The sequence below is a fragment of the Streptomyces termitum genome, assembly GCF_014650175.1.
Classification (GTDB): domain Bacteria; phylum Actinomycetota; class Actinomycetes; order Streptomycetales; family Streptomycetaceae; genus Streptomyces; species Streptomyces termitum.
Genome location: NZ_BMUL01000010.1, coordinates 71,758 through 94,551, shown reverse-complemented (window position 1 = coordinate 94,551; position 22,794 = coordinate 71,758). Strand labels below are relative to the sequence as shown.

The window sequence follows — 22,794 nt, the reverse complement described above, 5'->3', positions numbered from 1 at the left end:
GTCGGGGCCGTGGCCGGGGCCGGGCGGGGTGCCCGGGGCCGGTCAGGGGCGGAGGATCAGACGGATGGGGTCGCCGGTCTTGTTCTCCAGCCGCTCCACCGCCTCGGCGGCCCGGGACAGCGGGAGTTCGCCGCTGATCGAGGCCGAGAAGTCCAGCCGGCCGCCCCGGAGCAGGGCGAGCAGCTGGGGCAGCGCGACCGGCATGTCGGAGCCGTAGTGGCCGAGGATCCGCTGCTGGAGGTAGCTGAAGCGGGTGCCGTCGGCGACGGTGAGGGGCTGGTCGGTGAGGCCCACGAGGACCAGCCGGCCCTTGGGCGCGAGGACCGACAGCGCCTGCTCGCGGACGGCCGGGACCCCGGCGAAGTCGAAGGCGGCGGCGAGCCCGGCCCCGCCCGTGACCTGTCCGATCCGCTCGCGCAGCGCCGGGTCGGCGGGGTCGAGCGCCAGGTCGGCGCCCTGGGCGAGGGCGCGCTCGCGGGCGATCGGGTGGGGGTCGACCGCGACGACGGGGCAGGCGCCGACGGCCCGCAGCAGCTGCACCGCGTGGACGCCGAGCCCTCCGGCGCCCCAGACGCCGACCGCCTCGGCGGGCCGCACCGCGCCGGTGACGGTGATCGCGCCCCACGGGGTGGAGACCGCGTCCGGGATGATCGCGCCCTGGTCGAAGGGGACGGAGTCGGGCAGCGCGATGAGGGCGTCCTCGGCGGAGAGCGCGTACTCGGCCCAGCCGCCGTCGTAGTCCACGCCGCGCGTGTACGTGACGCCGTCGCGGACCTCGCCCGCGTACAGCACCACCCGCTGCCCCGGGGTCCAGCGGGTGGTGCCGGGACCGGTCTCCGCGATGGTGCCGGAGACCTCGTGGCCCAGGGTGACGGTGTCGCCGGAGAGCAGCAGCGGGGTGAGGGTGCCGTCGATCAGGTGGACGTCCGACAGGCAGACGCCGGCGGCCTCCACCTTCACCAGGACCTGGCCGGGACCGGGGACGGGCCGGGGGACCTCCTCGATCCGCAGGGTGCGGCTGGGGACGTGCAGCCGGGCGGCGAGCATCTGCTCCATGACGTGACCTCCTTGACACGGCGGCGACCTCCGGGCTCCGTACCCCCGGCCCGTAACGCAAGTCGCCTTGCGATGAAAGATACGTCCGTCCCGGATGTAAAGCAAGGCGCCTTGCGTTAGCCTGGGTCCATGGTCCCCGCCCCACCCCCCGCCGCCCCGGGCGAGCCCGCGCCGCCCCTGCGCCGCCGGGGCGAGCGGATGCGCGCCGCCGTCCTCGCCGCCACCGTCGGCGTCCTCGCCGAGCACGGACTCGCCGGCACCACCGTCGGCGCCGTCGCCCGCGCCGCGGGCGTCCACGAGACCTCGCTCTACCGCCGCTGGCGGACCCGCGAGAACCTGATCCTCGACGCGCTGTCCGAACAGGCCGACGCGGCCCTGCCGGTCCCCGACACCGGGCGGGTGCGCGACGACCTCGCCGCCTACTTCGCCGCCCTGGCCCGGCTGCTCGCCACCGCCCAGGGCGAGGCCCTGCTCCGGCTCAGCGCCGAGCGCGACGAGACCCTGCCGGACCGCCGCCTCCCCTACTGGACCGAGCGCCTCGAACGCGGCGCCGTCATGGTCCGCCGGGGCGTCGAACGCGGCGAACTGGCCCCGGACACGGACCCCGCCCTCGTCGTCGAGGCCCTCGCGGGCCCCCTCTTCACCCGCGCCCTGATCAGCGGCGCCCCCCTCGGCGAGGCGTACGCGTCCCACCTCGTCGACCTCGTCCTCGGCGGTGCGCTCCCCCGGGACCGACCGGCCCCGGAGACTCCCGCACCGGAGTGACCGCCCGCGGCGGACGGACGGGCCCTCCGCCGGGAAACCGGGTGCCCCCGCGCCCGGACCCCCGCGATACTGCTCCGATGACCGACCCGACCGCTTTGTTCGGCCCGCCCGGCCCCGTACGGGACTCCCTGCGCGGCCTCGCCTTCGGAGACGCCTTCGGCGACCGCTGGTTCGGCATCCTGCGCCGCGAGGGCGAGGGCGCCCTGCTCGCCCGGATCCTGCCCCCCGAGCCGCTGTGGCGGTGGAGCGACGACACCGCCCAGGCCCTCGTCCTGGTCCGGGAGCTCGCCGAGGGCGGCGGAATCGTCGACCAGGACCGCCTCGCGCTGCGCCTCGCGGCCGCCTACGCCGACGACACCCACCGCGGCTACGGGGCCTCCATGCACGACGTGCTGCGCCGGATCGGCGCGGGCGAGCTCTGGCGCGAGGTCGTCGCCGGACAGTTCGGCGGCCAGGGCTCCTGGGGCAACGGCGCCGCCATGCGGGTCGCCCCGCTCGGCGCCCGGCACGCCGCCGACCTCGACGCGGCGGCCGAGCAGGCCGCCCGGCAGGCCGTCGTCTCGCACCACCACCCCGAGGCGGTCGCCGGGGCGGTGGCCGTCGCCCTCGCGGCGGCCCTCGCCGCCCGCAGCCGGGGCGGAGCCGCCCCGGGCCGGGCCGGCCTCCTCCTTGCCGTCGCCGACCGGCTTCCCGACGGCGACGTCCGCTCCGGCCTGCGGATCGCGGCCCGGATGCCCGACCGCACCTCCGTCCGGCACGCCGCGGAGGTCCTTGGCTCCGGCTACCGCATGTCCGGCCCCGACACCGTCCCCTACGCCCTGTGGTGCGCGGCCAGCCACCTCGACGACCTGGAGGAGGGGTTGTGGCGGACCGTCGCCGGGCGCGGTGACATCGACACCACCTGCGCCATCGCGGGCGGGGTGATCGCCGCGCGGACGGGCGTCGCCGGGCTGCCGGCCGCCTGGCACGCGGCGCTGGAACCCCTGCCGCGGGTCACGCCCGGGTGACCCGGACGGCGGCCTCCCAAGATCGGGCGTATCGTCCGGATTGTTCGCCCTGTCGTCTGTGGTGTGCCGTGGGAGGTTGTCGTGAAGGACCTGGGTTTCGAGCGCGAGCGCACGCTCGGCCGGAAGGAGGCCGCCGCCCGGCTGGAGGCCCTCGCCGCCGCGCTCCGCGCGGGCGGCGAGGCCGAACTCGCCCTGGGCGAGGGAGTGCTGAGCCTGCGGATCCCCGAGGAGATGGAGGGCGAGATCGAGCTGTCGGTCGAGGACGGCGAGGTCGAACTGGAGGTCGAGCTGAAGTGGCCCTTGGTCCCGCGGAAGAAGAAGCCGTCCAAGCCGGAGAAGAAGCCGTCGAAGCCCGAGAAGAAGCCGTCGAAGCCGGAGAAGAAGACGGCCGCGCCGGTGAAGGCCGCCGAGAAGTCCGCGACCAAGGCCAAGCCCGCCTCCAAGGCCAAGCCGGCGACCAAGGCCAAGCCCGCCGCCAAGACCAAGTCGGCGTCGAAGCCCGCGCCCGCACCGGCCAAGGCCGCGGGAAAGGCCGTCGGCAAAGCCACCGGCAAGGCGAACGGCAAGGCCACCGGCAAGGCGAACGGCAAGGCGCCGCGCAAGGCCGCCGCGAAGCGGCCCTGAGCGGCGCCGGAGCCCTGCCCGGAGTCCTGCCGGGCGTCCCGGTGGGCGGGGGCTAGCAGCTGATCGTGCCCCTGCGCAGGGCGTGGCCGCCGGTGTTGGAGTCGTCGGACCAGTAGACGGGCCTGGTGCCGCCGACGCACTCGTCGGCGCCGGAGAGCGCGAAGCCCTCGTTGTTGTAGTCGGGCATCCCGGACGGACGGGCGTACACGGCGTCCACGGCGAAGGAGCCCGACGCGTTCACCTTCAGCGTGCGGTGCTGCCCGCCGCAGGTGTCGTCGCAGACGGCCCACAGCCGGGCCGCCTGCGGCTCCCACTGCACCTCCATCACGCCCGCCAGGCCGGTGGCGGCCGTGGCGACCCGGGTGAAGGAGCCGGAGTCCGCCAGAACGTACCCGTGGACCGCGCCGGTCCCCTCGACGCCGACGAAGAAGACGCCGCCGGAGTGGGCGCCGTACGCGGCGGGGTCGTACGCGGCGCCGGTCGAGGCGTCCTTGAAACCGGCGGCGGTCAGGGCCGCGTCCGGGACCCAGGTGACACCCTCGAAGCCGAGGTTGGAGCCGGTCGACGGCAGGCTCGCGGTCAGGTTCCACTCGCGGGTCGCGGTCAGCGTCGTCCCCGTGCCGGAGACGTCGTACCGGAGGACGGAGAGGCGGCTGGTGCCGGACGAGGCGTCGTTGCGCTCACTGGCCACGAACACCCCGCCGGCGGAGCCCGTACCGGTGACGGTCACGCCCTCGCTGTCGGGGGCGCCGGAACCGGACGGGAAGCGCAGGGACTTGCCCGAGCCCCAGCCGTTCGCGGTGTCCGGCTTCCAGCCGCCGGAGCCGTCGCGGACCAGCCGCCACAGCTTCCCGCTGTTCTGGGCGCCCCACAGCACGTTCCCCTCCTGGTGGAGGCCGCTGAGGTCGCTGCCGAAGACGTTCGACGCGTCGGCGGTGGCGACGGCGGAGCCGCCGGGCCAGGCGACCGGGCCGGTGCCGCCGCCGGTGCCGCAGGAGTTGGCGGCGCCGAGGGTGAGGGCGGCGGACCTGAAGGCGCCGGTGCCGTCGGGGCAGCGGGACCAGGAGGGCGCGGAGTGGCTGCTCCAGGAGAAGCTGTCGACGAGCGTGGAGCCGTTGGGCAGGTAGAGCCGCGCCTTGTCGCTGGAGCCGAGGCCGAACCTGCCGTGCACGTCGAACGCGCGGAACGCGCCCGGCGCCAGCGTCGTGCCGGAGGCGATCGCGTACTTCGAGCCGTTGTCGTCGTCCTTCAGGATCCAGCCCGAGAGGTCGACCGTCGAGGTGCCCTTGTTGTAGAGCTCGACGGAGTCCTCGACGGAGCCGGTGGTGACGACCTCGTTGATCCGGACGTCGTCGGCGGGCGCGGCCTGCGCGGGCGCGGCGGTCAGCGCGCCGAGGGCCAGCGCCGGTACGGCGACGAGGGCGAGGGTCAGGTCACGGCGCCGGCGGCGTACACGCGAAACGGTCACAGAAGTCCGTCCTGGGGTTCGGGGCCGTGACGGTCACGGCGGGGTGCGGAGCGGCTCGACGGTCCCGGTCCCACCCCAACTCCACGCCCCGGCCGACGAGTCCCCCCAGTGAACAGCAGCCGAAGGATTCCCCCGCCGCACGGCGCGCCCCGGCTACCGTGGGACGGCATGACGACCCTCATCATCGGCGGCAGCGGGTTCCTCGGCGGCGAACTGCTCCGCCAGGGAAGCGCGGCAGGGCTGCCCCAGGCGGCCACCCACCACTCCCGGCCCGGCCGGTTCCCCGACGTCCCGTGGCACCGCCTCGACCTCCGGGACGACGCCCTGGTGGAAGCCGTCCTGGACGCGGTGGCGCCGAGCACGGTCATCAACGCGAGCAGCGGCGACGCCGACTGGGCGGCCACCGCCGAGGGCGGTCTGCGGCTCGCCCGCGCGACCGCCCGCCGGGGCCTCCGGCTCGTCCACGTCTCGACCGACGCCGTCTTCTCCGGCCACCGCGAGCGGTACGACGAGAGCTGCCTCCCCGACCCGCTCACCCCCTACGGCGCGGCCAAGGCGGCGGCGGAGACGGCGGTGCGGCTGCTGTGCCCGGACGGGGCGGTCGCCCGTACCTCGCTGATCATCGGCGACGGCCGGTCGACGCACGAGCGGGCCGTCCGCGACCTGGCCTCGGGCGCCCGGAGCGGGGCCCTGTTCACCGACGACGTCCGCTGCCCGGTGCACCGTACGGACCTGGCCGCCGCGCTCTGGGAACTCGCCCGCTCACCGCTCGCCGGGACCTTCCACCTCGCCGGCCCCGACGCGGTCACCCGGCACGAGCTCGGCACCCTCATCGCCCGCCGGGACGGGATCGACCCCGCCCTGCTGCCCCGGGCCCGCCGCGCGGACACGGCACTGCCCGGCCCCCTCCGCGTCGTCCTGGACGGCCGCGCCACCCAGGGCCGCCTGCGCACGCGGCTGCGGGGCGCGACGGAGTTCCTCGGCGGGCCGGAGCCGCGGCACTAGCGGGCGCCGAGGCCACCTCCGCCTGGTTGTCGCGCGCGACGGCGCGTTCCTGGCCTGACGCGTCCGGCCGTCCGGCTCGAAGGCCCCGACACGGTCGTCCTCCCCGGTGTGCGGACACTTCCCGCCCCGATCGGCGACGATGGGTCGCGGTCCCCCTCGGTCCGCATCCCCGCCACCAGGAACCGGAGTCCCCGATGAGCGTCCGCCGCGTCGTGCCCAACCTGCCCTCCGCCGCGCCGGAGGGCAACCGCGCCTTCTACGGCCTGCTCGGTCTCGAAGAGGTCATGAACCACGGCTGGATCATGACCCTGGCCTCCCCGGAGGTCCCGGCCGCGCAGATCAGCTTCATGGCCGCCGACCCGACGGCGCCCGTCGCCCCCGACCTGAGCGTCGAGGTCGACGACGTCGACGCGGTCTACGCGGCGGTGCGGGAGAGCGGCGCGGAGATCGTCCATCCGCTCCGGGACGAGGAATGGGGCGTCCGGCGCTTCTTCGTCCGCGACCCCGGCGGCCGGGTCGTCAACGTCCTCGGCCACCGCTGACCCGGTCGGCCCCGGTGGCCCGTACGCCGTCCAGGCCCTGGACGGCCGGGACCCGGTGGCCCGTCCGGGGGGTCGGCGGTCCGGCGGGACCCGGTGGCCCGTCCGGGGGTCAGCCGTCCGGCGGGTCCTCCCCGCCGAGTGCGACGCCGAGCCGCTCCGCGACGGTGGTGAGGGCCGGGCCGAGGGGGAGTCCGATCCGGGCGGCGGCCAGCGTGTCGCCCCGGGTCGCGTCCCGGTTGACGATCAGCACGGGCGTCCCCTCCCCGGCGGCCTGCCGGACGAACCGCAGCCCGGACATCACCGTCAGCGAGGACCCCAGCACCAGCACCGAGGCGGCCCCGCGCACCAGTTCCCGGCAGCGTGCCACCCGCACGGCGGGCACGGTCTCGCCGAAGAACACCACGTCCGGCTTGAGGAGCCCGCCGCACACCCCGCAGGGCACCACCCGGAAGCCCGCGACCTGCGCGTCGGTGAGGTCGGCGTCACCGTCGGGGTTGAGCGCGGCGGGCACCGGGTCGAACCCCGGATTGGCCTCTTCGAGGCGCTCCGCCAGCCCGCGCCGCGCGCTGACGTCGCCGCAGGTCAGGCAGACGACCCGGTCGAGGCTGCCGTGCAGTTCCACGACGCCCTCGCTGCCCGCGGCCTGGTGCAGGCCGTCGACGTTCTGCGTGATGACCCCGGCCAGCAGGCCCCGCCGCCCGAACGCGGCCACCGCCCGGTGCCCGGCGTTCGGCCGGGCCCGGCCGAAGGTCCGCCAGCCGAGGTGGCTCCGCGCCCAGTACCGCCGTCGCGCCGCCTCGCCGCCGGTGAAGTCCTGGTACGTCATCGGGGTGTGCCGGCTCAGGCTCCCGCCCTCGCCCCGGTAGTCCGGAATCCCCGACTCCGTCGAGATCCCGGCCCCGCTGAGCACCAGCACCCCGCCGGCGCGCAGCGCGCCGACGACCGGCTCCAGGTCCGTCGTGCCCGGCGGGAGCTCCCCGGCCGGGGTCCAGCTCAAGGTGGGACGCATGCGCATGCCGCCAGGGTACGGAACGGACCGCGGCCGCGACGGATCGGCGAGCCGGTCCGGCTCCCGCACGGCCTGCCCGTGCGCGCCCGTCCGGATGCTCGGGGAACCGCCGGCGAAGAGGACCGCGCCGGATGCCGGTCGCCGGGGCCGTCCGCCGCCTCGTACGGGGTGAGCGGCGGCAGGGCGCACCAGCCCCGCCACCGCCCCGACCGATCCGACCGCCCCGACCAGCGGATCAATACAGGAGTGCGATTGTCGGTCGTGCGTGATAGTCACTACACCCACGGGGAGGAACGATCATCGGCCACCCCGTCCGAGAACGCGGCAAGGCACGGCAAGGGGTGGGGACATGGCGTTGCTCCGGGGTGTGGGGAACACGCTGGCACGGTGGACGGGACGACCCGTCGCACACATCGACGAGGACGCCGGGGACCTCGATCTCCAGCGCGCCCGGGACGCCGCCGCGGCGGCGGACTGGGCCACCGTGCGGGACCTCCTCGAAGCGCGCCCGGAGAGCGCGGACCGGACCGGCCTGCTGTGGGCCGTCGGCGAGACCGCCGGCGTGGAGAAGTGGATCACCGACGTCATCGCGGCCGAACCGGACGCCGCCCTGCCCCGGCTCGTCGCCGGGATCCGCCACCTCAGCTGGGGCTGGGAGGCCCGCACCGACGCCCGCGCCAAGGACGTCTCGCGCGAGCAGTTCGAACTGTTCCACAGCCGCCTCGCGCGGGCCGAGGAGTGGCTGTACGAGGCCGCCGAGCGCGAACCGGGCTGGACCTCGCCCTGGTACTGCCTCCAGGTCACCGGGCGCGGCCTCCAGGTCGGCCGGGAGACCGCCCGCCGCCGCTTCGAGGCCACCGTGCGCCGGGACCCGTACCACCTGGGCGCGCACCAGCAGCAGTTGCAGCAGGTCTGCGAGAAGTGGAGCGGCTCGCACGAGGAGATGCACGCCTTCGCCCGCGACGCCGCCTTCGCCGCCCCCGCCGGAACGCTCCTCGGCCGGCTCGTCGCCGTCGCCCACCTGGAGCACTGGCTCGCCCTCGAATCGGGCCCCGACGCCCACTACATCCGCGCCTCCGAGGTCCTCGCCTCCCTGCACCGCGCCGCCGACCACTCCTACCGGCACCCCGACTTCGTCCGGGCCCCCGGCTGGCTCCAGACGTACAACTCCTTCGCCATGGCCTTCGCCCTGGCCGGCGACCCCGCCGCCGCCCGCGACTGCTTCCGGGCCACTGAGGGACGGGTCACCGAGTCCCCCTGGTGCTACCTCGACGGCGCCGACCCGGTGCGGGCGTACCGCCGCCTCCGGGACCTCGCCGGACGCTGAGCGACGACCCCGTCCGGGCCCTCCCCTCCAGGGGAGCGCCCGCCCCCCTTTCCCCCTGCTTCCCGCCCGCGCCGTCCGGCGCGGGCGCGTACCGAAGGACTGCCCCGGGTGTCCCCTTCCGAGACCGCACACACCTTCCAGGTCGACCTGCGCGGCCTGGTCGACCTGCTCTCCCACCACCTCTACTCCAGCCCCCGCGTCTACCTGCGCGAACTGCTCCAGAACGCCGTCGACGCCATCACCGCCCGACAGGCCCTCGACCCGGCCGCGCCCGGCGCCATCACCGTCCGCACCGGCGACGTCCTGACCGTCACGGACACCGGCGTCGGCCTCACCGAGGCCGACGTCCACCGCTTCCTCGCCACCATCGGCCGCAGCTCCAAGCGGACCTCCGACGGCGCCCTCGACGGCGCCGGACTCGACGCCGCCCGGGGCGACTTCATCGGCCAGTTCGGCATCGGCCTGCTCGCCTGCTTCGTCGTCGCCGACGAGATCACCGTCCGCAGCCGGTCCGCCGCCGACCCCGCCGCGCCCACCGTCGAGTGGCGCGGCCACTCCGACGGCCGCTACACCATCCGCACCCTGCCCTCCGCGACGCTGCCCGAGCCCGGCACCACGGTCACCCTCGTCCCGCGCGCCGACAACGCCGAGTGGACCGAACCCGGGCGGGTCGTCTCCCTCGCCCGGCACTACGGCGGACTCCTCCGCCACGAGGTGACCGTCACCGACGCCCGGGGCGAGGACCACCGGATCAACGAGGCGCCGCCGTGGGAGCGGACGCACCGCTCCCCGCTCGCCAAGCGCGAGGCGTACACCGCGTACTGCCGCACCCTCTTCGACTTCACCCCGCTCGACACCATCGAACTGGACCTCCCGGCGGCCGGCCTGCGCGGCGTCGCCTACGTTCAGCCGACCGCCGTCAGCCCCGCCCAGCGGGCCGGACACCGCGTCCACCTCAAGGGCATGCTCCTCACCGACCAGGCCCCCGAACTCCTCCCCGAATGGGCCTTCTTCGTGCGCTGCGTGGTGGACACCACCAGCCTGCGCCCGACCGCCTCCCGCGAGTCGCTGTACGAGGACGGCACCCTGTCCGCCGTACGGGACGCCCTCGGCGACCGCATCCGCGACTGGCTCACCGGGCTCGCCGCCAGCGACCCCGCCCTCCTGCACCGCTTCATCGACACCCACCACCTCGCGGTCAAGGCGCTCGCCCGCCACGACGACGAGCTGCTGCGCATCGTGCTGCCCTGGCTGCCCTTCGAGACCACCGACGGCAACGTCACCCTGGAGGAGTTCGCCCGGACCCACCCGACGCTCCTCGTCACCCGCAGCGTCGAGGAGTTCCGGCAGGTCGCCCCCATCGCCTCGGCCGCCGGCCTCGGCGTCGTCAACGGCGGCTACACCTACGACCGCGACCTCGTCCACCGGCTCCCCGAGATCCGCCCCGGCACCTCCGTCGCCGACCTCGACCCGACCACCGTCACCGCCCACCTCGACGCCGTCGACCCCGGCGCCGAACTCCGCGCCGCCGCCTTCCTCGCCGTCGCCCGCGAGACGATCGGCGCCCACGACTGCGATGTCGTCCTGCGCGACTTCCAGCCCGTCACCGCGCCCGCGCTGCTCCTCGACAACCGCGACGCCCGCCACGAACGCACCCGGTCGAGCCTGGCCGCCGAGAGCGACGGCCTGTGGGCCGACATCCTCGGCTCGCTCCGCGACGACACCCCGCGCGCCCAGCTCGTCCTCAACCACCTGAACCCGCTGGTCCGCCAGGCCCTCACCGTCACCGAGCACGGCCTCGCCACCGCCACCGCCGAAGCCCTCTACGGCCAGGCCCTGCTGCTCAGCCGCCGCCCGCTGCGCGCGAGCGAGAGCGCCCTGCTCAACCGGGCCTTCATCGGCCTGCTCACCCACGCCATGCACCACGCCGACGCGACCGACCCCGGCACCGGGACCCGGAAGGAACTGTAGAGATGCTGGACACCCCCGAAGCCGTCGTCGAGGCGCTCCGCGAGAACCACGAACGCCCCCACGGCCTGTCGCGCACCGTCACCGCCGAGGAACTCGTCGAGGCCGCCGAGGTCTTCGAGAAGCCCGACGTCCTCGTCACCGCCCTCCTCGAACTGATGACGGCGTACGAGTTCACCGGTGAGCACCGCAAGTCGCCGGTCGCCTTCGCCCGCGTCCTCAAGCTCTGGGACGAGGCCCCCGACACCTTCAGCCCCTGGGAGGCCCATCAGGTCTTCTGGCGCTTCAAATGGGTGACGACCTCCCTCCTCCAGGTGCCCGAGATGCCCCTGACCACCGTCCACGGCTGGATCGACCGGATGCGCGAGCGGTACGAGAAGGCCGGCCACGGCCTCCAGCCGGTCGCCGCCATGCGCTTCCACGTCGCCGCCCACACCGGCACCGGCGTCCCCGACGCCCACGACCTCTGGGCCACCCGCCCCCGCACCGACCTCAGCGACTGCGAGGCGTGCGAGACCCGCCACCACGCCTGGCACCAGGTCCGCTCCGGCGACGACACCACCGCCCTCGACCAGTGGCGGCCGGTCCTCGACGGCACCCAGGCATGCAGTGAGGAACCCCAGGTCAGCCAGGCCCTCGCGCTGCTGCCGCTGCTCCGCACCGGCCGCCTGGACGAGGCCCGCTCGCACCACCTCACCGGCTACCGCAAGGTCCGCGGGCAGACCGGCACCCAGGAGGAGGTCGGCCACCACCTGGAGTTCTGCGCCCTCTCCCGCAACGAGGGTCGCGGCCTGGAGATCCTCGCGGAGAACCGGCCCCTCTTCGAGGCCACCGGCGCCCCCCTCGCCCACCTCGGCTTCCTCACCGGCGTCGAGGTCCTCCTCGCCCGCCTCGCCGAGGACGGCCACGGCGACACCGCCGTGGCGGGCCCGCCCGGCCGCTCCTGGACCGCCGCCGCGCTCCTCGCCCACGTCCGCGCCGAGGCCGGCCCCCTCGCCGACGCCTTCGACGCCCGCAACGGCACGAGCACCATCGGCGACGACCGCCGCACCCGGCTCGCCCGCCGCCCCCTCCTCGACGAACCGCTGCCCCTCGGCCTGCGCACCCCCGCCGCCGGCACCGCCCCGGCCGCCGCGCCCGCCGTCCCGGCCGCCGTCCGCACCGAGATCCCCGACGACTTCGACGCCCTCGTCCGCACGGCCCGCCGGATGGCCCGCGAGAGCCACCCCGGCGACACCCGCCTCTGGCGGCGGATCGCCGACCGCCTCGCCGACGGCACCGCCCCCGGCCCCGGCGGCCCGCTCGGCCCCGAGGCCCTGCTGCGCGCCGAACTCGCCGAGCAGCGCGCCCAGGACCTCTGGACGAAGGACGACGTCACCGAGAGCGCCGCCGCCCTCACCGAGGCCGTCGCCCTCTACGAGGAGCTCCGCCTGCCCTGGCACGCCCTCTCCGGCCGGGCCCGCGCCCTCGCCTGGACGGCGTCGGCCCCGGAGGGCGAGGAGCGGCCGGACATCCGGCAGGGCCTCGACGAGGTGCTGCGCGCCACGGAGGACCTGCTCGCCGCGACGCCCTTCGACAGCGAGCCGCTGGGCGAGGCGGAAGCCGCGTACGGCCCCGACCTGCCCGTCGAACGCGCGCTCTCCTACCTCTCCGTCCGCTACTCCGCCGTCTTCGCCGCCTACCAGGACCTCGTCGGCACGCTGGGCCGCCCCGCCGCCGAGACGGCGGACGGGGACCCGGCCGACGGGACCGACGAGCTCCTCCGGCGCTTCGAGGAGCGGGTGACGGCCCTGCACACCGAGGCCGAGCGCCTCGGCCACCCGCACCAGGTCGCCAACGCCCACCAGTTCCGCGCGGACGTCGCCGCCCGCAGGGGCGACCTGCCCGCCGCCGAGCGGAGCCTGCGCGAGGCCCTGGCCGGGCTCGACGCCGCCGGCCGCCCCTGGCGCCGGCCCCGCCCCAGCGGCCTCCTCGCCCAGGTCCTCCTCGGCCTCGACCGGCCGCAGGAGGCCGCCGAACTGCTCCACGGCGCGATCGCGGACGCCGTCGCCCACGACGACACCTCCTTCGCGCTCGCCCCCACCCACCTGCTGCTCGGCCACGCCTCCTCGCACACCGGGGACGTCACCGGAGCGGTCCGCCACCTCTCCGAGGCCGCCGCCCGCTTCGACCAGGACGGTGAGTCCGGCCAGGCCACCGAGGCCCGCCTCCAGCTGGCCGACGTCCTCGCCCGGGGCGGCCGGACGGCCGACGCCGTCGCCGTCCTGGAGTCCGTCCTCGCCGGGGACGCCGCCGACGGCACCGACCCCCGCTCGCTCGCCCAGGCCCGCCTGAACCTCGGCCGCGGCCTGCGCGAACTGGAGGAGTACCTGCCGGCCGCCGAGGAACTGCTGCGGCTCGCGGACACCGTCTCCGGCTGGGCGGACGAGGACCGGGGCGCGATCCTCACCCTGGTCGCGGCCGAGGCGGCGCGGACCCTGGCCATGGCCGGCCGCTGGGACGCCGCCGCCACCGCGTACGACCGGGCCGTCGCCGCGCACGCCGAGGCGCCGAACCCGCCGCTGATCCTGCTGATGATGCGCGACTTCGCCCGGCTCACCATGGCGGAGCAGGAGGCCGAGGGCGTGGACGCGGCCCTCGGGCACCTGGCCGACGCCGACGAGGTGCTCGCCGGCTTCGCGGACGACGAGGGCTTCTCCGTCTGGTACGAGCGCGGCGAGATCCACTACCGCCGCGCCCGTGTCCTCGCCGAGGCGGGCCGCTTCGAGGAGGCGCTGCCCGAGGCGGAGGCCGCCGTCGCCGCCCACGAGGAGGGCGGCGAGGACGGCGAGCTGCCCCGCGCCGAGGCGGTCCGGATCGCCGCCCTGATCGAGGGCGACGGCCTGGAGCGGTTCAACGAGGCGATCGCCCGCCTCACCACGGCGGCGGCCCGCTGCCGCCACGCGGGCGAACCCGACGCGGCCGGAGTCCTCGACGCCCTGCGCGAGCGGTTCCTGTCCCGCTGAGCCCGGCGGCCCGCGCCCCCTCGGGGACGCGGGCCGCCGGACCGGTCGGGATCAGTGCATGATCAGCAGCCGGGTGCGCGCCACCAGCTTCCGGTTGACGCTGGTGCTCTGCACGAAGATGGTGAACTCGTCGTTGTGGTCGGGCTTCACGCGGGTCTCCGCGTCGGGCAGGCCCAGCAGGGCGCGGGCCTCCGGACCGGTGTAGACCCGGTCGGTCTTCTTCTCCAGGACCGCGATCCGCTTCCGCGCCTGGATCTTCTCCGTCTTGCTCAGCTGGTAGAACGCGCCCCCGGTGCGGTACGCGTGCCCGGCGGCGGTGACGCCCTCCCGGATCGCCACGGCCTCGGTCACCGGCACCAGCGCGTACCCCGACGGGTCCATCGGGGTCAGCCCGGCCGCCTCGATGGTCTGGCGGTTGACCGCCTCCGCGCCGGTGGAGAACACCGCGCGCGAGCCCCGGATGCCCTTGGTGCGGCCGATCATGAACTTCTCGGTGGCCTCCTGGATGACCTGGCCGGCCTCCTCCAGGCCCTGGGTGCTGGTGGCGTCCCAGATGGCGATGTTGTCCTTGGGGAAGCCGTAGTTCATGGCCTCCCGCTTGCCCATCTGGTCCGGCACCAGGACGGCCAGCGTCCAGTTGTCCTCCTGGTGCTCGATCATCCCGGCCACCGCGCCGATCAGTTCGCGGGCGCTGCGGGACGGCGCGTCGGGGCAGCGGTGGCTGGCGTTCTCCTGACCGTCGGTCAGGACGAAGGTGAGGAAGCTGTGGTCGCCGTACAGCTGCGCGGTCTGGGCCAGCTCCCGCTGCGACTTCAGGGTGGCCGCGAGCAGGGCCGTCATCCCGCCGACCCGGTACAGCTGCTTCAGCGAGGGCATCCGCAGCACGTCCTTGTCGTAGATGACGCACTCCACCTTGTCGGCGAACACGTACACCGTCACGCGGGTCTCCTGGTCCAGCTCCCGCGAGCGGCGGGCCAGGTACGCGATCTGCTGGTCGGCGACCTCGACGACCTTCTTGCTGAGGCCCGACATGGACGAACTCGCGTCCAGGACGAGAGCGACGTGGTTGATGTAGTTCTGGTTTCCGGACATGGCTCGGCCCCCTGTTTCCCGTGCTGAGGTGATGACTCCAACCTCTCACCCGGCACTGACAACCGACGGCGGACAGCGGGGCGCGGCCGGGGGAGGATCGGGGCATGAGCTCCTCCGGAACCCTGGCCGGGCTGCGCGTGTGCGCGGCCGAACTGTCCACGCCCGCAAGGGTGTTCGCGATGGCTGGCCGCTTCGGCGAGCCGGATCCGGACCTGCCGGAACTGGCGGCCCGGATCAGGGAGCTGCTCGCCGGGGCCGCCGCCGACGAGGCGTGGCGGCGCTTCCTGCCCGGCTACGTCCCGCCGCCCGTCCCGGCGGTCCTCGCCGCCCTGGAACCGGTCGGCCCGGCCGGGGCCGCCGCCCTGCTGGCCGAACTCGCGGGCGCCGACCTCCTCTGGCCGGACCACCGCCACCTGCCCGCCGCGACCGCCCGGCGCGCGGCAGACCGGGTGGTGTCGCTGCTCGGCCCGGACGGGAGCTGGTGGACCAACCGCGACGCCGCGTGCGGCGCGGTCAACGGCCTCACCCCCGTCCTCGACACCCTCCTCGCGGGCACGGACGGCACCCGCTTCTTCCTGCTGCTCCAGCTCGCCGACGACTGAGCGGACCCGGCGGGCCGCGCCGGATCAGGCGGGCGCGCGGTGCCCCTGGAGGTCGAGCACCTCGTCCGCGGCCGCCACCACGACGGGGTCGTGGGTGGCGACGACGGTCACGCAGCCGTACGCGTGGGTGGTGCGGGCGATCAGGGCGGTCAGGTCCTCGGCGCGGGTGCGGTCGACGGCGGCCGTCGGTTCGTCGACGAGCAGCAGCCGGGGCTCGGTGAGCAGCGCGCGGGCCAGCGCCACCCGCTGGCGCTCGCCGCCGGAGAGCTGGTCGGGGCGGTGGCCGAGCCGGTGGCCGAGGCCGACCTCGTCGAGGAGCGCGCGGGCCCGCGCGCGCAGGGCGCGGGGGCGGTGGCCGGCCAGTGAGGCGGCGCCGAGGAGCTGCTCCTCGGCGGTGAGCCCGGTGAGGAGGTTGCCGCTCTGGAACATGTAGCCGACGCGTTCGAGGCGGGCGCGGGCCCGTTCGCGGTCGGTGAGGGCGGCCAGGTCGGTGCCGTCGAGCAGGACCCGCCCGCTGTCCGGGCGCAGCAGGGCCCCGGCGACGGCCAGCAGGGTGGACTTGCCCGAGCCGGAGGGCCCGGCGAGGGCGGTGAGGGCGCCGGGCCGGAAGGCGGCGTCCAGGCCGCTCAGCGCGGTGGTACGGGACTCGCCCCGGCCCAGGGTGACGGTGACGTCGTGGAGGTGGAGGCTCATCGGCCGGCTCCCAGCATGGTCATCGGGTCGACGGTGGTGACGCGTCGCAGGGTGAGGGCGGAGCCGGCCAGGCCGACCAGGGCCACGGCGGACATGGTGGCGGCGAGGGTGCCGGCCGGGAGGCTGAAGGGGACCGCGCCGCCGACGAGCAGGCCGAGCCCGGCGGCGAGGGCCGCGCCGGCGGCGGTGCCGGTGACGACGACGGCGGCGGCCTGGCCCAGGGTGTGGCCGAGGAGCCTGCGCCGGGAGGCGCCCAGGGCGCGCAGCAGGGCGAGTTCGGGGGTCCGCTGGACGGTCCAGACGGCGAAGAAGGCGCCGACGACCAGCGGGGCGATGAGGAAGAGGAAGGTCTGGATGGACGTCATGGTGAGCCGTTCGCCGTCGTAGCCGGGGGCGGCGGCGAAGGCGTCCTCCAGGGGGACGGTGCGGGTGCCGTGGCGGGCGTCGGCGGCGGCGAGCGCGTCGGCGTCGGCGGTGCCGGGCAGCCGGAGGGCCACCGCGCTGTACTGGACCGGCGGGGCGGGGGCGTCGGCCCCGGCGCCGGGGACGGTGAAGCGGATCCGGCGCCAGGTGTCGGTGGTGACGTACGCGGCGGGCACGTGCCCGTAGGACGAGCGGCCGGTGGTGCCGACGACGTCCAGGCGGACGCCGAGGCGGTCGAGGACGAGGGTGTCGCCGATCCGCACGCCCTCGTCGACGAGCTTGCGGGAGACGACCACGCCGCCGGGGCGGGCCGGGTCGAGGCGGGCGCCCTCGTCGGCGCCGGGGTCGGTGAAGGCGCCGGGCTCGACGCCGAAGGCGGCGAGGTCCACCTCGGTGCCGCGCCCGGTGGTGCCCCGGGTGAGGGTCACGCCCAGCGGGGTGGCCCCGGCCTCCTCCCGCTTCCAGCCGTCGACGGTGCGGGCGTCGACCAGTCCGCGGGCGAACTGGTCGGAGTCGGAGCCGGTGGCGAAGGCGATGTGGGTGGCGGGCAGCCGGCGCAGGGCGGAGACGGTGTCGTCGCCGAGTCCGGTGGTGAAGCCGGAGACGATCCCGACGAGCGCGGCGACGAGCAGGACGACGCTGCCCATCAGCAGAAAGCGGCCCTTGGCCGCCTTCAGTTCCAGCAGAGCGAGGAACACGGTGTTCCTTCCAATGATAGGGACGGTGCGTCCCCACGATAGGAGATGGCGACGGTGCGTCCCTAAGTGGGGTCGGTCCGATGACCCGGGGGCGGTTCACGTGGGGGAAAGGCGCCGCGCACGGGGAGGGACCGCTGTCGGTCCCGGCTCCTAGACTGGTTCCCGTGCCCAAGATCCATGCCGCCACGGTCGCCGACCACCGCTCCCGGCAGTGCGCCGCCCTGCTCGACGCGGCCCGCGAGCTGCTGGCGGAGGGCGACGCCTCCCGCGTCACCTTCGCGGAGGTCGCCCGCCGCACCGGCCTCGCGCGCAACAGCGTCTACAAGTACTTCCCGGACCGGCACCACCTGCTGACCGCCGTGGTCCGCGAGGCCGCCCCGCGCTGGACCGACCGCATCAGGGCCGCCCTCGCCGCCGCCGGCGACGCCCCCGAGGACCGGGTCGCCGCCTACGTCACCGTCCAGCTCGACATGGTCCGCGAGGGCGAGCACAGCATCGCCCGCGCCGTCACCGACGAGCAGGAGGCCGCCGCCCTGCGGGCCGGGGCCGACGCCGCGCACCGGGCCCTCCTCGAACCGCTCGCCGAGGCCCTGCGGGAGCTCGGCGACGACGACCCGGCGATGACCGCGCGCCTCCTCCAGGGCTTCGTCAACGCCGCGACCACCGCCCTGGAGGCGGGCGGCGACCCCGAGGCGGTGACCGGCCGCGCGGTGCGGCTCGCGGTCGCGGCCCTCGGGGGCCTGGCACCGGACGCACGGACCGCATAGGACGCACACCGCACACCGCACACGGAACACACGGGGGGAACGGGATGAGTGGACAGGAGCTCTACGGGGAGCGGTCGTGGAACCCGCTGGCCCGCACGGTGGAGCTGACCGAGGAGGGACTGCGCCGGGGCGGCACCACGACCCCGCCGGAGGAGCTGAACCTGACGGCGATGGCCGAGGCGTACGCCCGGGGGAACTGGCTGGGCGGCGGCGGGGCCGAGCGGCCCCTGTCCGGCCTGCCGCGGGGCTCCGGCGTCGTACCGGTGACCAGGATCACCGGCACCGGCGTCCCGGTCCGGGTCCGGCGGGCCGCCGACTTCGCCGAGGCGCTGGGCGGCTGGGCCCTGCGGCTGAGCGGCGGACCGGAGGCGGTCGCCGCGCGGGCGCACCGGGCCGCGGACGAGGGCGTCCCGCTCTGGATGGCCCGGCGCACCGCGCCCGGACCGGCCGGGCCCGTCACCGTCGCCGTGGACCGGCGCCTGGTCCGGGTGGACGTCTGGGGACCGTACGCCCCCGTCGTCCGCGTCCGCGCCCCGTACGGCTTCCACCACGACGAGCCCGACCCGTCCAGGGGCCTGCTCCTCACCATCGGCGAGATCCCCGCCGAGCTCCGCCTCCAGAAGAAGCTGCGCAAGTCCAGGAGCCTGGTCGAGGCCGAGGCCGAGGCCGACGGCGTGCGCTGGACGCTGCGGCGGCAGGACGCGGGCAGCTCGTGGCTGCTGCGCGACGACCGGCGGGTCGCCCTGCTGGCCCGCCCGCCGCGCCGCCGCGCCTCCCCGGGGGACCCGGTGCTGACGCCGCTCGGCCCGGTCCGCCACGAGACCGCCGACCCGCTCGACGCGGTCGTGGCCCACGCCTTCGCCACCGCCTTCGGCCTCGGCGACACGACGGGACTGGCCCGCTTCCGCTCCCAGTGGCGCCCCCGGGAGGGCCGCGAACCGCTGGTCCTGGACGCCGATTGGTCCCGCCCCTGGTTCACCAACCTCGGCCGCCGCGGCGGCGACGACAACGACTCCGGGGACGGCGACGGCTGGGGCGCGGACGGCGGCGACGCCGGCGACTCGGGAGGCGGTGGCGACGGCGGAGGCGACGGGGGCGGTGGCGACGGCGGAGGCGGCGACTGACGCCCCCTCGCCCGGGTGCTAGCTTCTCCCCGTGCGGGAATACCAGGCGCGGACCAGGGCGGCCTACGACGGGGTCGTCGAACTGTACGCGTCGCTGTTCGCCGACGGGCTGGAGGACCGGCCGCTCACCCGGTCCGTGCTCGACGCCTTCGCCGAACTGGTGCGCGCCACCGGCCACTTCGAGGTGGCCGACGTGGGGTGCGGGCCCGGCCACCTGACGGACCTGCTGCACCGGCGGGGCGTGGACGCCTTCGGCCTCGACCTCTCGCCGGGCATGGTCGCCCACGCCCGGCGGGCCCACCCCGCCCTCCGCTTCGAGGAGGCGCGGATGGAGGCCCTGCCGGTCGCCGACGGCACCCTCGGCGGCGTCCTGTCCCACTACTCGACCATCCACACCCCGCCCGGCGAACTCCCCGCGCTCCTCGCCGAACTGGCGCGGGTCCTGGCGCCCGGGGGCGTCCTCCTGGTCTCCTTCTTCGGCGCCGGGGGACCGGACCCGGTCCCCTTCGACCACAAGGTGGCCCCCGCCTACGCCTGGTCGGCCGACCGGTTCGCGGACCTGCTGACCGGGGCCGGATTCGACCCCTTCGCCCGGCTGCTCCACGACCCGAGGACCGAGCGGGGCTTCCTCGACGCCCACCTGCTGGCCCGCCGCGATGCCCCCGCCTGACGAGCGGGCCCTCCCGGAGGTCCCGTGGAACGCGGCGGCGCTGCGGCTGCTCGACGACACCTACGTCTTCGCGGCCACCGGGCCGCGCCGCCACGAGGAGTGGGCGTACGACGTGCACGCCCTGCTGCACCGTGCGGTGGACGACCCCCGGGGCTGGCTCCGGCTGGACCCCGACCGGTCGAACGACGCCCGCCACACCCTCCCCTCCTACCCCTTCGAGCCGCCGGACCCCGCCGACCTCGCCGCCCTCCTGCACCCGCTGGAGCCGGCGGCCGCAGCGGGCGCGCTCGCCGTCATGGCGGAGGAGTGGCAGGCGGAGCCCGCCCCGGTCCGCACCCGCCCCGACCGCGCCGCGCTCCTCGCGGACGCCCGCACGCTGCTCGGCCGGTACGGCCCCGGCGTCCGCTGCTGGACCAACGCCCGCGCGGCCGCCGGGAACCCGTCCGCCGACCTCCTCGCGGCCGGCCTGCGGGGCACCTCCTCGCACCGCTTCCTCACCACCGCCTACCTGCGCGGCCTCGACCTCGGCGACGAACTGGGCGTGGTCGCGGTCGGCGACGACGAGGTGGGCGTCTTCTGGGCGATCGAGGGCTACTGACCCCGCGCACGGGCCCCGCCGGGCCGGACCTCGCCGGGCCCGGCCGTGAGCACCGGGTCCCGCGCGGTCCTGCCCCGGGCCGCCGCGGCCCAGGCCACGGCCAGGGCGGCCCCGGCGAGGACGGCGGGGACGGCGAGGGCGAACAGACCGCCCGCACCCGCCGAGGGCCCCCACGTCAGCAGCGCCAGCGCCGCCCCCGCCGCCGACAGCAGACCGGCGGCCGCGCGGCGGACGAAGACCCGCTGGGGCACCGGCCGGACGGGCGGCGGCACGGCCGCCAGTGCGCTCCAGCAGCGGGCGTCCTCGGCCCGCTCCCGCCGCAGCCGCAGCGCCGCCCGGACCCGCAGCAGCACGCTCGCCGAGGCCCCGGCGGCGGCCGGACCGAGCACGAGGCCCGCCGGGGCGCCCAGCAGGAGCAGCGCGGTGACGGCCGCGGCCGCGGACCAGCCGGCGACGCACCCGGCGGCGGCCAGCCGCCGGGAGACCGGCCGGTCGGCGCCCGCCCGCAGATCGGCGACGGCGGGGACGTACCAGACGCAGCCGGAGACGGTCACCGCCCCGGTGCCCAGGGCGAGGACGGCGGCGCTCACCGGGCGCCCGCCGTCTCGTGGGGCCGGTTCTCCAGCCGGTCGACCTCCGCGAGCGAGGGGTGGTGCAGGTCGAAGGCGGGGGACTCGGAACGGATCCTCGGCAGGACCGCGAAGTTGTGCCGGGGCGGCGGGCAGGAGGTGGCCCACTCCAGCGAACGCCCGTACCCCCAGGGGTCGTCGCACTCCACCCGCTTCCCGTACTTCGCGGTCTTCCAGACGTTGTAGAAGAACGGCAGGAAGGCCAGGCCGAGCAGGAACGAGCCGATCGTGGACAGGGTGTTGAGCGCGGTGAAGCCGTCCGCGTCGAGGTAGTCGGCGTACCGGCGCGGCATGCCCTCCGCACCCAGCCAGTGCTGCACCAGGAAGGTCGCGTGGAAGCCGGCGGTCAGCGTCCAGAAGGTGATCTTGCCGAGGCGCTCGTCGAGCATCCTGCCGGTGAACTTCGGCCACCAGAAGTGGAAGCCGGCGAACATCGCGTACACCACCGTCCCGAAGAGCGTGTAGTGGAAGTGCGCCACCACGAAGTACGAGTCGGAGACGTGGAAGTCCATCGGGGGCGAGGCCAGGATGACGCCGGTCAGACCGCCGAAGGTGAAGGTCATGAGGAAGCCGGTGGCCCACAGCATCGGCGTCTCGAAGGAGAGCGACCCCTTCCACATCGTCCCGATCCAGTTGAAGAACTTCACCCCGGTCGGCACCGCGATGAGGAAGGTCATGAACGAGAAGAAGGGCAGCAGCACCCCGCCGGTGACGTACATGTGGTGCGCCCACACGGTCACGGACAGCCCGGCGATCGCGATGGTCGCGGCCACCAGACCGATGTAGCCGAACATCGGCTTGCGGCTGAAGACCGGGATCACCTCGGAGATGATCCCGAAGAAGGGCAGCGCCAGGATGTACACCTCCGGATGCCCGAAGAACCAGAAGAGGTGCTGCCACAGCAGCGCCCCGCCGTTCGCCGGGTCGAAGACGTGGCTGCCGAACCTCCGGTCGGATTCGAGCGCGAACAGCGCGGCGGCCAGCACCGGGAAGACCATGAGCACGAGCAGGGACGTGAGCAGCACGTTCCAGGTGAAGATCGGCATCCGGAACATCGTCATGCCCGGGGCGCGCATGCAGATGATGGTGGTGATGAAGTTGACCGCGCCCGCGATCGAACCGAAGCCGGACAGCGCCACGCCCATGATCCACAGGTCGGCGCCGAGACCGGGGGAGTGGACGGAGTCGGAGAGCGGCACGTACAGGAACCAGCCGAAGTCCGCCGCGCCGCCGGGGGTGAGGAAGCCGCCCGCGGCGATCAGCGAGCCGAACAGGTAGAGCCAGTACGCCAGCATGTTCAGGCGGGGGAAGGCGACGTCCGGGGTGCCGATCTGGAGCGGCATGATCCAGTTGGCGAAGCCGGTGAACAGCGGCATCGCGAAGAGCAGCAGCATGATCGAGCCGTGCATCGTGAACGCCTGGTTGAACTGCTCGTTCGACATGATCTGCGTGCCGGGGCGGGCCAGCTCCGCCCGCATCAGCAGGGCCATCAGCCCCCCGACGACGAAGAAGAACAGCGCCGAGCAGAGGTAGAGGGTGCCGATCTTCTTGTGGTCGGTGGTCGTCAGCCACTCCACCCACGAGGGCCGCGCCGGACGCCCGGCGCCCGCGCCCTCCGTGCCGGGGAGGCCCGGATCCCTCTGCTGCGCCTGCGTACCGCGTGTCTCGTCCACCGGACGGCGACCTTCCTTCCACTGAGCACGGGTTGCCGCGGACCCCGCC

Annotated in this window: 21 protein-coding genes; 13 read left to right on the top strand and 8 right to left on the bottom strand. The window is 75.5% G+C overall.

All coding sequences use genetic code 11. The features are described from left to right. Nucleotides 1-42: 42 nt before the first annotated feature. Nucleotides 43-1,056, bottom strand: coding sequence for a zinc-binding dehydrogenase (locus tag IE219_RS19905; protein ID WP_189979324.1), 1,014 nt, complete (start codon nt 1,054-1,056; stop codon nt 43-45). Nucleotides 1,057-1,254: 198 nt separating this feature from the next. Here IE219_RS19905 and IE219_RS19900 point away from each other — a divergent pair, with 198 nt between their 5' ends. From IE219_RS19900 to IE219_RS31835, 3 genes are all read left to right on the top strand, one after another. Beyond that, nucleotides 1,255-1,821: a TetR/AcrR family transcriptional regulator gene (locus tag IE219_RS19900; protein WP_189979653.1), complete on the top strand. Its 567-nt coding sequence runs from the start codon at nt 1,255-1,257 to the stop codon at nt 1,819-1,821. 77 nt (nt 1,822-1,898) lie between these two features. Then, complete coding sequence (locus tag IE219_RS19895; RefSeq protein ID WP_189979323.1) at nt 1,899-2,828, top strand: ADP-ribosylglycohydrolase family protein; 930 nt, start codon at nt 1,899-1,901, stop codon at nt 2,826-2,828. Nucleotides 2,829-2,909: 81 nt separating this feature from the next. Continuing rightward, nucleotides 2,910-3,452 (top strand): amphi-Trp domain-containing protein, encoded by a 543-nt coding sequence (locus IE219_RS31835; RefSeq protein ID WP_229849879.1) that lies wholly within the window; start codon nt 2,910-2,912, stop codon nt 3,450-3,452. A 52-nt stretch (nt 3,453-3,504) separates the two neighbouring features. Here the strand turns inward: IE219_RS31835 and IE219_RS19885 are convergent, their stop codons facing one another. Then, nucleotides 3,505-4,920: a lamin tail domain-containing protein gene (locus tag IE219_RS19885; protein ID WP_189979322.1), complete on the bottom strand. Its 1,416-nt coding sequence runs from the start codon at nt 4,918-4,920 to the stop codon at nt 3,505-3,507. A gap of 168 nt (nt 4,921-5,088) precedes the next feature. Between IE219_RS19885 and IE219_RS19880 the strand changes: the two genes are divergently transcribed. Continuing rightward, nucleotides 5,089-5,925 carry an SDR family oxidoreductase gene (locus tag IE219_RS19880; protein WP_189979321.1) on the top strand — a complete coding sequence of 279 codons (837 nt, stop codon included), beginning with the start codon at nt 5,089-5,091 and terminating at the stop codon, nt 5,923-5,925. 194 nt (nt 5,926-6,119) lie between these two features. Next, nucleotides 6,120-6,467, top strand: a complete 348-nt coding sequence (locus IE219_RS19875; RefSeq protein WP_189979312.1) for a VOC family protein — start codon at nt 6,120-6,122, stop codon at nt 6,465-6,467. A gap of 109 nt (nt 6,468-6,576) precedes the next feature. Here the strand turns inward: IE219_RS19875 and IE219_RS19870 are convergent, their stop codons facing one another. Continuing rightward, entirely contained in the window at nt 6,577-7,482 is a 906-nt protein-coding gene (locus tag IE219_RS19870) for an NAD-dependent protein deacetylase (RefSeq protein ID WP_189979303.1), read from the bottom strand. Nucleotides 7,483-7,825: 343 nt separating this feature from the next. Here IE219_RS19870 and IE219_RS19865 point away from each other — a divergent pair, with 343 nt between their 5' ends. The 3 genes from IE219_RS19865 to IE219_RS19855 all read left to right on the top strand — a co-directional run bounded on the left by IE219_RS19865 (nt 7,826) and on the right by IE219_RS19855 (nt 13,776). Further along, nucleotides 7,826-8,803, top strand: a complete 978-nt coding sequence (locus IE219_RS19865) for a hypothetical protein (RefSeq protein WP_229849878.1) — start codon at nt 7,826-7,828, stop codon at nt 8,801-8,803. Between the two features lie 108 nt (nt 8,804-8,911). After that, nucleotides 8,912-10,774, top strand: a complete 1,863-nt coding sequence (locus tag IE219_RS19860) for an HSP90 family protein (protein WP_189979301.1) — start codon at nt 8,912-8,914, stop codon at nt 10,772-10,774. A gap of 2 nt (nt 10,775-10,776) precedes the next feature. Then, a complete protein-coding gene (locus IE219_RS19855; protein WP_189979299.1) occupies nt 10,777-13,776 on the top strand; it encodes a tetratricopeptide repeat protein in 3,000 nt (999 codons plus the stop codon). Nucleotides 13,777-13,827: 51 nt separating this feature from the next. Here IE219_RS19855 and IE219_RS19850 read toward each other — a convergent pair whose 3' ends face one another. Then, complete coding sequence (locus tag IE219_RS19850) at nt 13,828-14,868, bottom strand: vWA domain-containing protein (RefSeq protein WP_189979297.1); 1,041 nt, start codon at nt 14,866-14,868, stop codon at nt 13,828-13,830. A gap of 104 nt (nt 14,869-14,972) precedes the next feature. Here IE219_RS19850 and IE219_RS19845 point away from each other — a divergent pair, with 104 nt between their 5' ends. After that, on the top strand, nt 14,973-15,470 hold the full coding sequence (locus tag IE219_RS19845; RefSeq protein ID WP_189979295.1) for a hypothetical protein: 498 nt from the start codon (nt 14,973-14,975) through the stop codon (nt 15,468-15,470). A gap of 24 nt (nt 15,471-15,494) precedes the next feature. On the opposite strand, the gene IE219_RS19840 is transcribed toward IE219_RS19845, so the two are convergent. Both IE219_RS19840 and IE219_RS19835 read right to left on the bottom strand, forming a co-directional pair. After that, nucleotides 15,495-16,163, bottom strand: coding sequence for an ABC transporter ATP-binding protein (locus IE219_RS19840; protein ID WP_189979293.1), 669 nt, complete (start codon nt 16,161-16,163; stop codon nt 15,495-15,497). Then, the gene (locus tag IE219_RS19835) at nt 16,160-17,284 is read right to left on the bottom strand and encodes an ABC transporter permease (protein ID WP_189979287.1); all 1,125 of its coding nucleotides are present in this window, start codon (nt 17,282-17,284) and stop codon (nt 16,160-16,162) included. Before IE219_RS19835 ends, IE219_RS19840 begins: the two co-directional genes overlap by 4 nt. Nucleotides 17,285-17,448: 164 nt before the next feature. Between IE219_RS19835 and IE219_RS19830 the strand changes: the two genes are divergently transcribed. Genes IE219_RS19830 through IE219_RS19815 form a run of 4 tightly spaced genes read left to right on the top strand, consistent with a single transcriptional unit; the run spans nt 17,449 to nt 20,443 of the window. Then, nucleotides 17,449-18,051: a TetR/AcrR family transcriptional regulator gene (locus IE219_RS19830; RefSeq protein WP_189979285.1), complete on the top strand. Its 603-nt coding sequence runs from the start codon at nt 17,449-17,451 to the stop codon at nt 18,049-18,051. Nucleotides 18,052-18,095: 44 nt separating this feature from the next. Next, nucleotides 18,096-19,175, top strand: a complete 1,080-nt coding sequence (locus tag IE219_RS19825) for a serine/threonine-protein kinase (protein ID WP_189979284.1) — start codon at nt 18,096-18,098, stop codon at nt 19,173-19,175. A 31-nt stretch (nt 19,176-19,206) separates the two neighbouring features. After that, entirely contained in the window at nt 19,207-19,845 is a 639-nt protein-coding gene (locus tag IE219_RS19820; protein WP_189979282.1) for a class I SAM-dependent methyltransferase, read from the top strand. After that, nucleotides 19,832-20,443 (top strand): hypothetical protein, encoded by a 612-nt coding sequence (locus IE219_RS19815; RefSeq protein ID WP_189979280.1) that lies wholly within the window; start codon nt 19,832-19,834, stop codon nt 20,441-20,443. Before IE219_RS19820 ends, IE219_RS19815 begins: the two co-directional genes overlap by 14 nt. Here IE219_RS19815 and IE219_RS19810 read toward each other — a convergent pair. Beyond that, nucleotides 20,437-21,033 (bottom strand): hypothetical protein, encoded by a 597-nt coding sequence (locus IE219_RS19810; RefSeq protein WP_189979278.1) that lies wholly within the window; start codon nt 21,031-21,033, stop codon nt 20,437-20,439. The genes IE219_RS19815 and IE219_RS19810 overlap by 7 nt on opposite strands. Next, entirely contained in the window at nt 21,030-22,745 is a 1,716-nt protein-coding gene (gene ctaD, locus IE219_RS19805; RefSeq protein ID WP_373298860.1) for an aa3-type cytochrome oxidase subunit I, read from the bottom strand. The genes IE219_RS19810 and ctaD overlap by 4 nt, the downstream gene beginning before the upstream one ends. Nucleotides 22,746-22,794 lie beyond the last annotated feature (49 nt).

Excerpts from the sequence above, each read along its gene's own strand:
- IE219_RS19905 (WP_189979324.1), bottom strand. The coding sequence starts at position 1,056 with ATGGAGCAGATGCTCGCCGCCCGGCTGCACGTCCCCAGCCGCACCCTG.
- IE219_RS19900 (WP_189979653.1), top strand. The coding sequence starts at position 1,255 with ATGCGCGCCGCCGTCCTCGCCGCCACCGTCGGCGTCCTCGCCGAGCAC.
- IE219_RS19895 (WP_189979323.1), top strand. The coding sequence starts at position 1,899 with ATGACCGACCCGACCGCTTTGTTCGGCCCGCCCGGCCCCGTACGGGAC.
- IE219_RS19880 (WP_189979321.1), top strand. The coding sequence starts at position 5,089 with ATGACGACCCTCATCATCGGCGGCAGCGGGTTCCTCGGCGGCGAACTG.
- IE219_RS19875 (WP_189979312.1), top strand. The coding sequence starts at position 6,120 with ATGAGCGTCCGCCGCGTCGTGCCCAACCTGCCCTCCGCCGCGCCGGAG.
- IE219_RS19870 (WP_189979303.1), bottom strand. The coding sequence starts at position 7,482 with ATGCGCATGCGTCCCACCTTGAGCTGGACCCCGGCCGGGGAGCTCCCG.
- IE219_RS19865 (WP_229849878.1), top strand. The coding sequence starts at position 7,826 with ATGGCGTTGCTCCGGGGTGTGGGGAACACGCTGGCACGGTGGACGGGA.
- IE219_RS19855 (WP_189979299.1), top strand. The coding sequence starts at position 10,777 with ATGCTGGACACCCCCGAAGCCGTCGTCGAGGCGCTCCGCGAGAACCAC.
- IE219_RS19850 (WP_189979297.1), bottom strand. The coding sequence starts at position 14,868 with ATGTCCGGAAACCAGAACTACATCAACCACGTCGCTCTCGTCCTGGAC.
- IE219_RS19845 (WP_189979295.1), top strand. The coding sequence starts at position 14,973 with ATGAGCTCCTCCGGAACCCTGGCCGGGCTGCGCGTGTGCGCGGCCGAA.
- IE219_RS19840 (WP_189979293.1), bottom strand. The coding sequence starts at position 16,163 with ATGAGCCTCCACCTCCACGACGTCACCGTCACCCTGGGCCGGGGCGAG.
- IE219_RS19825 (WP_189979284.1), top strand. The coding sequence starts at position 18,096 with ATGAGTGGACAGGAGCTCTACGGGGAGCGGTCGTGGAACCCGCTGGCC.
- IE219_RS19815 (WP_189979280.1), top strand. The coding sequence starts at position 19,832 with ATGCCCCCGCCTGACGAGCGGGCCCTCCCGGAGGTCCCGTGGAACGCG.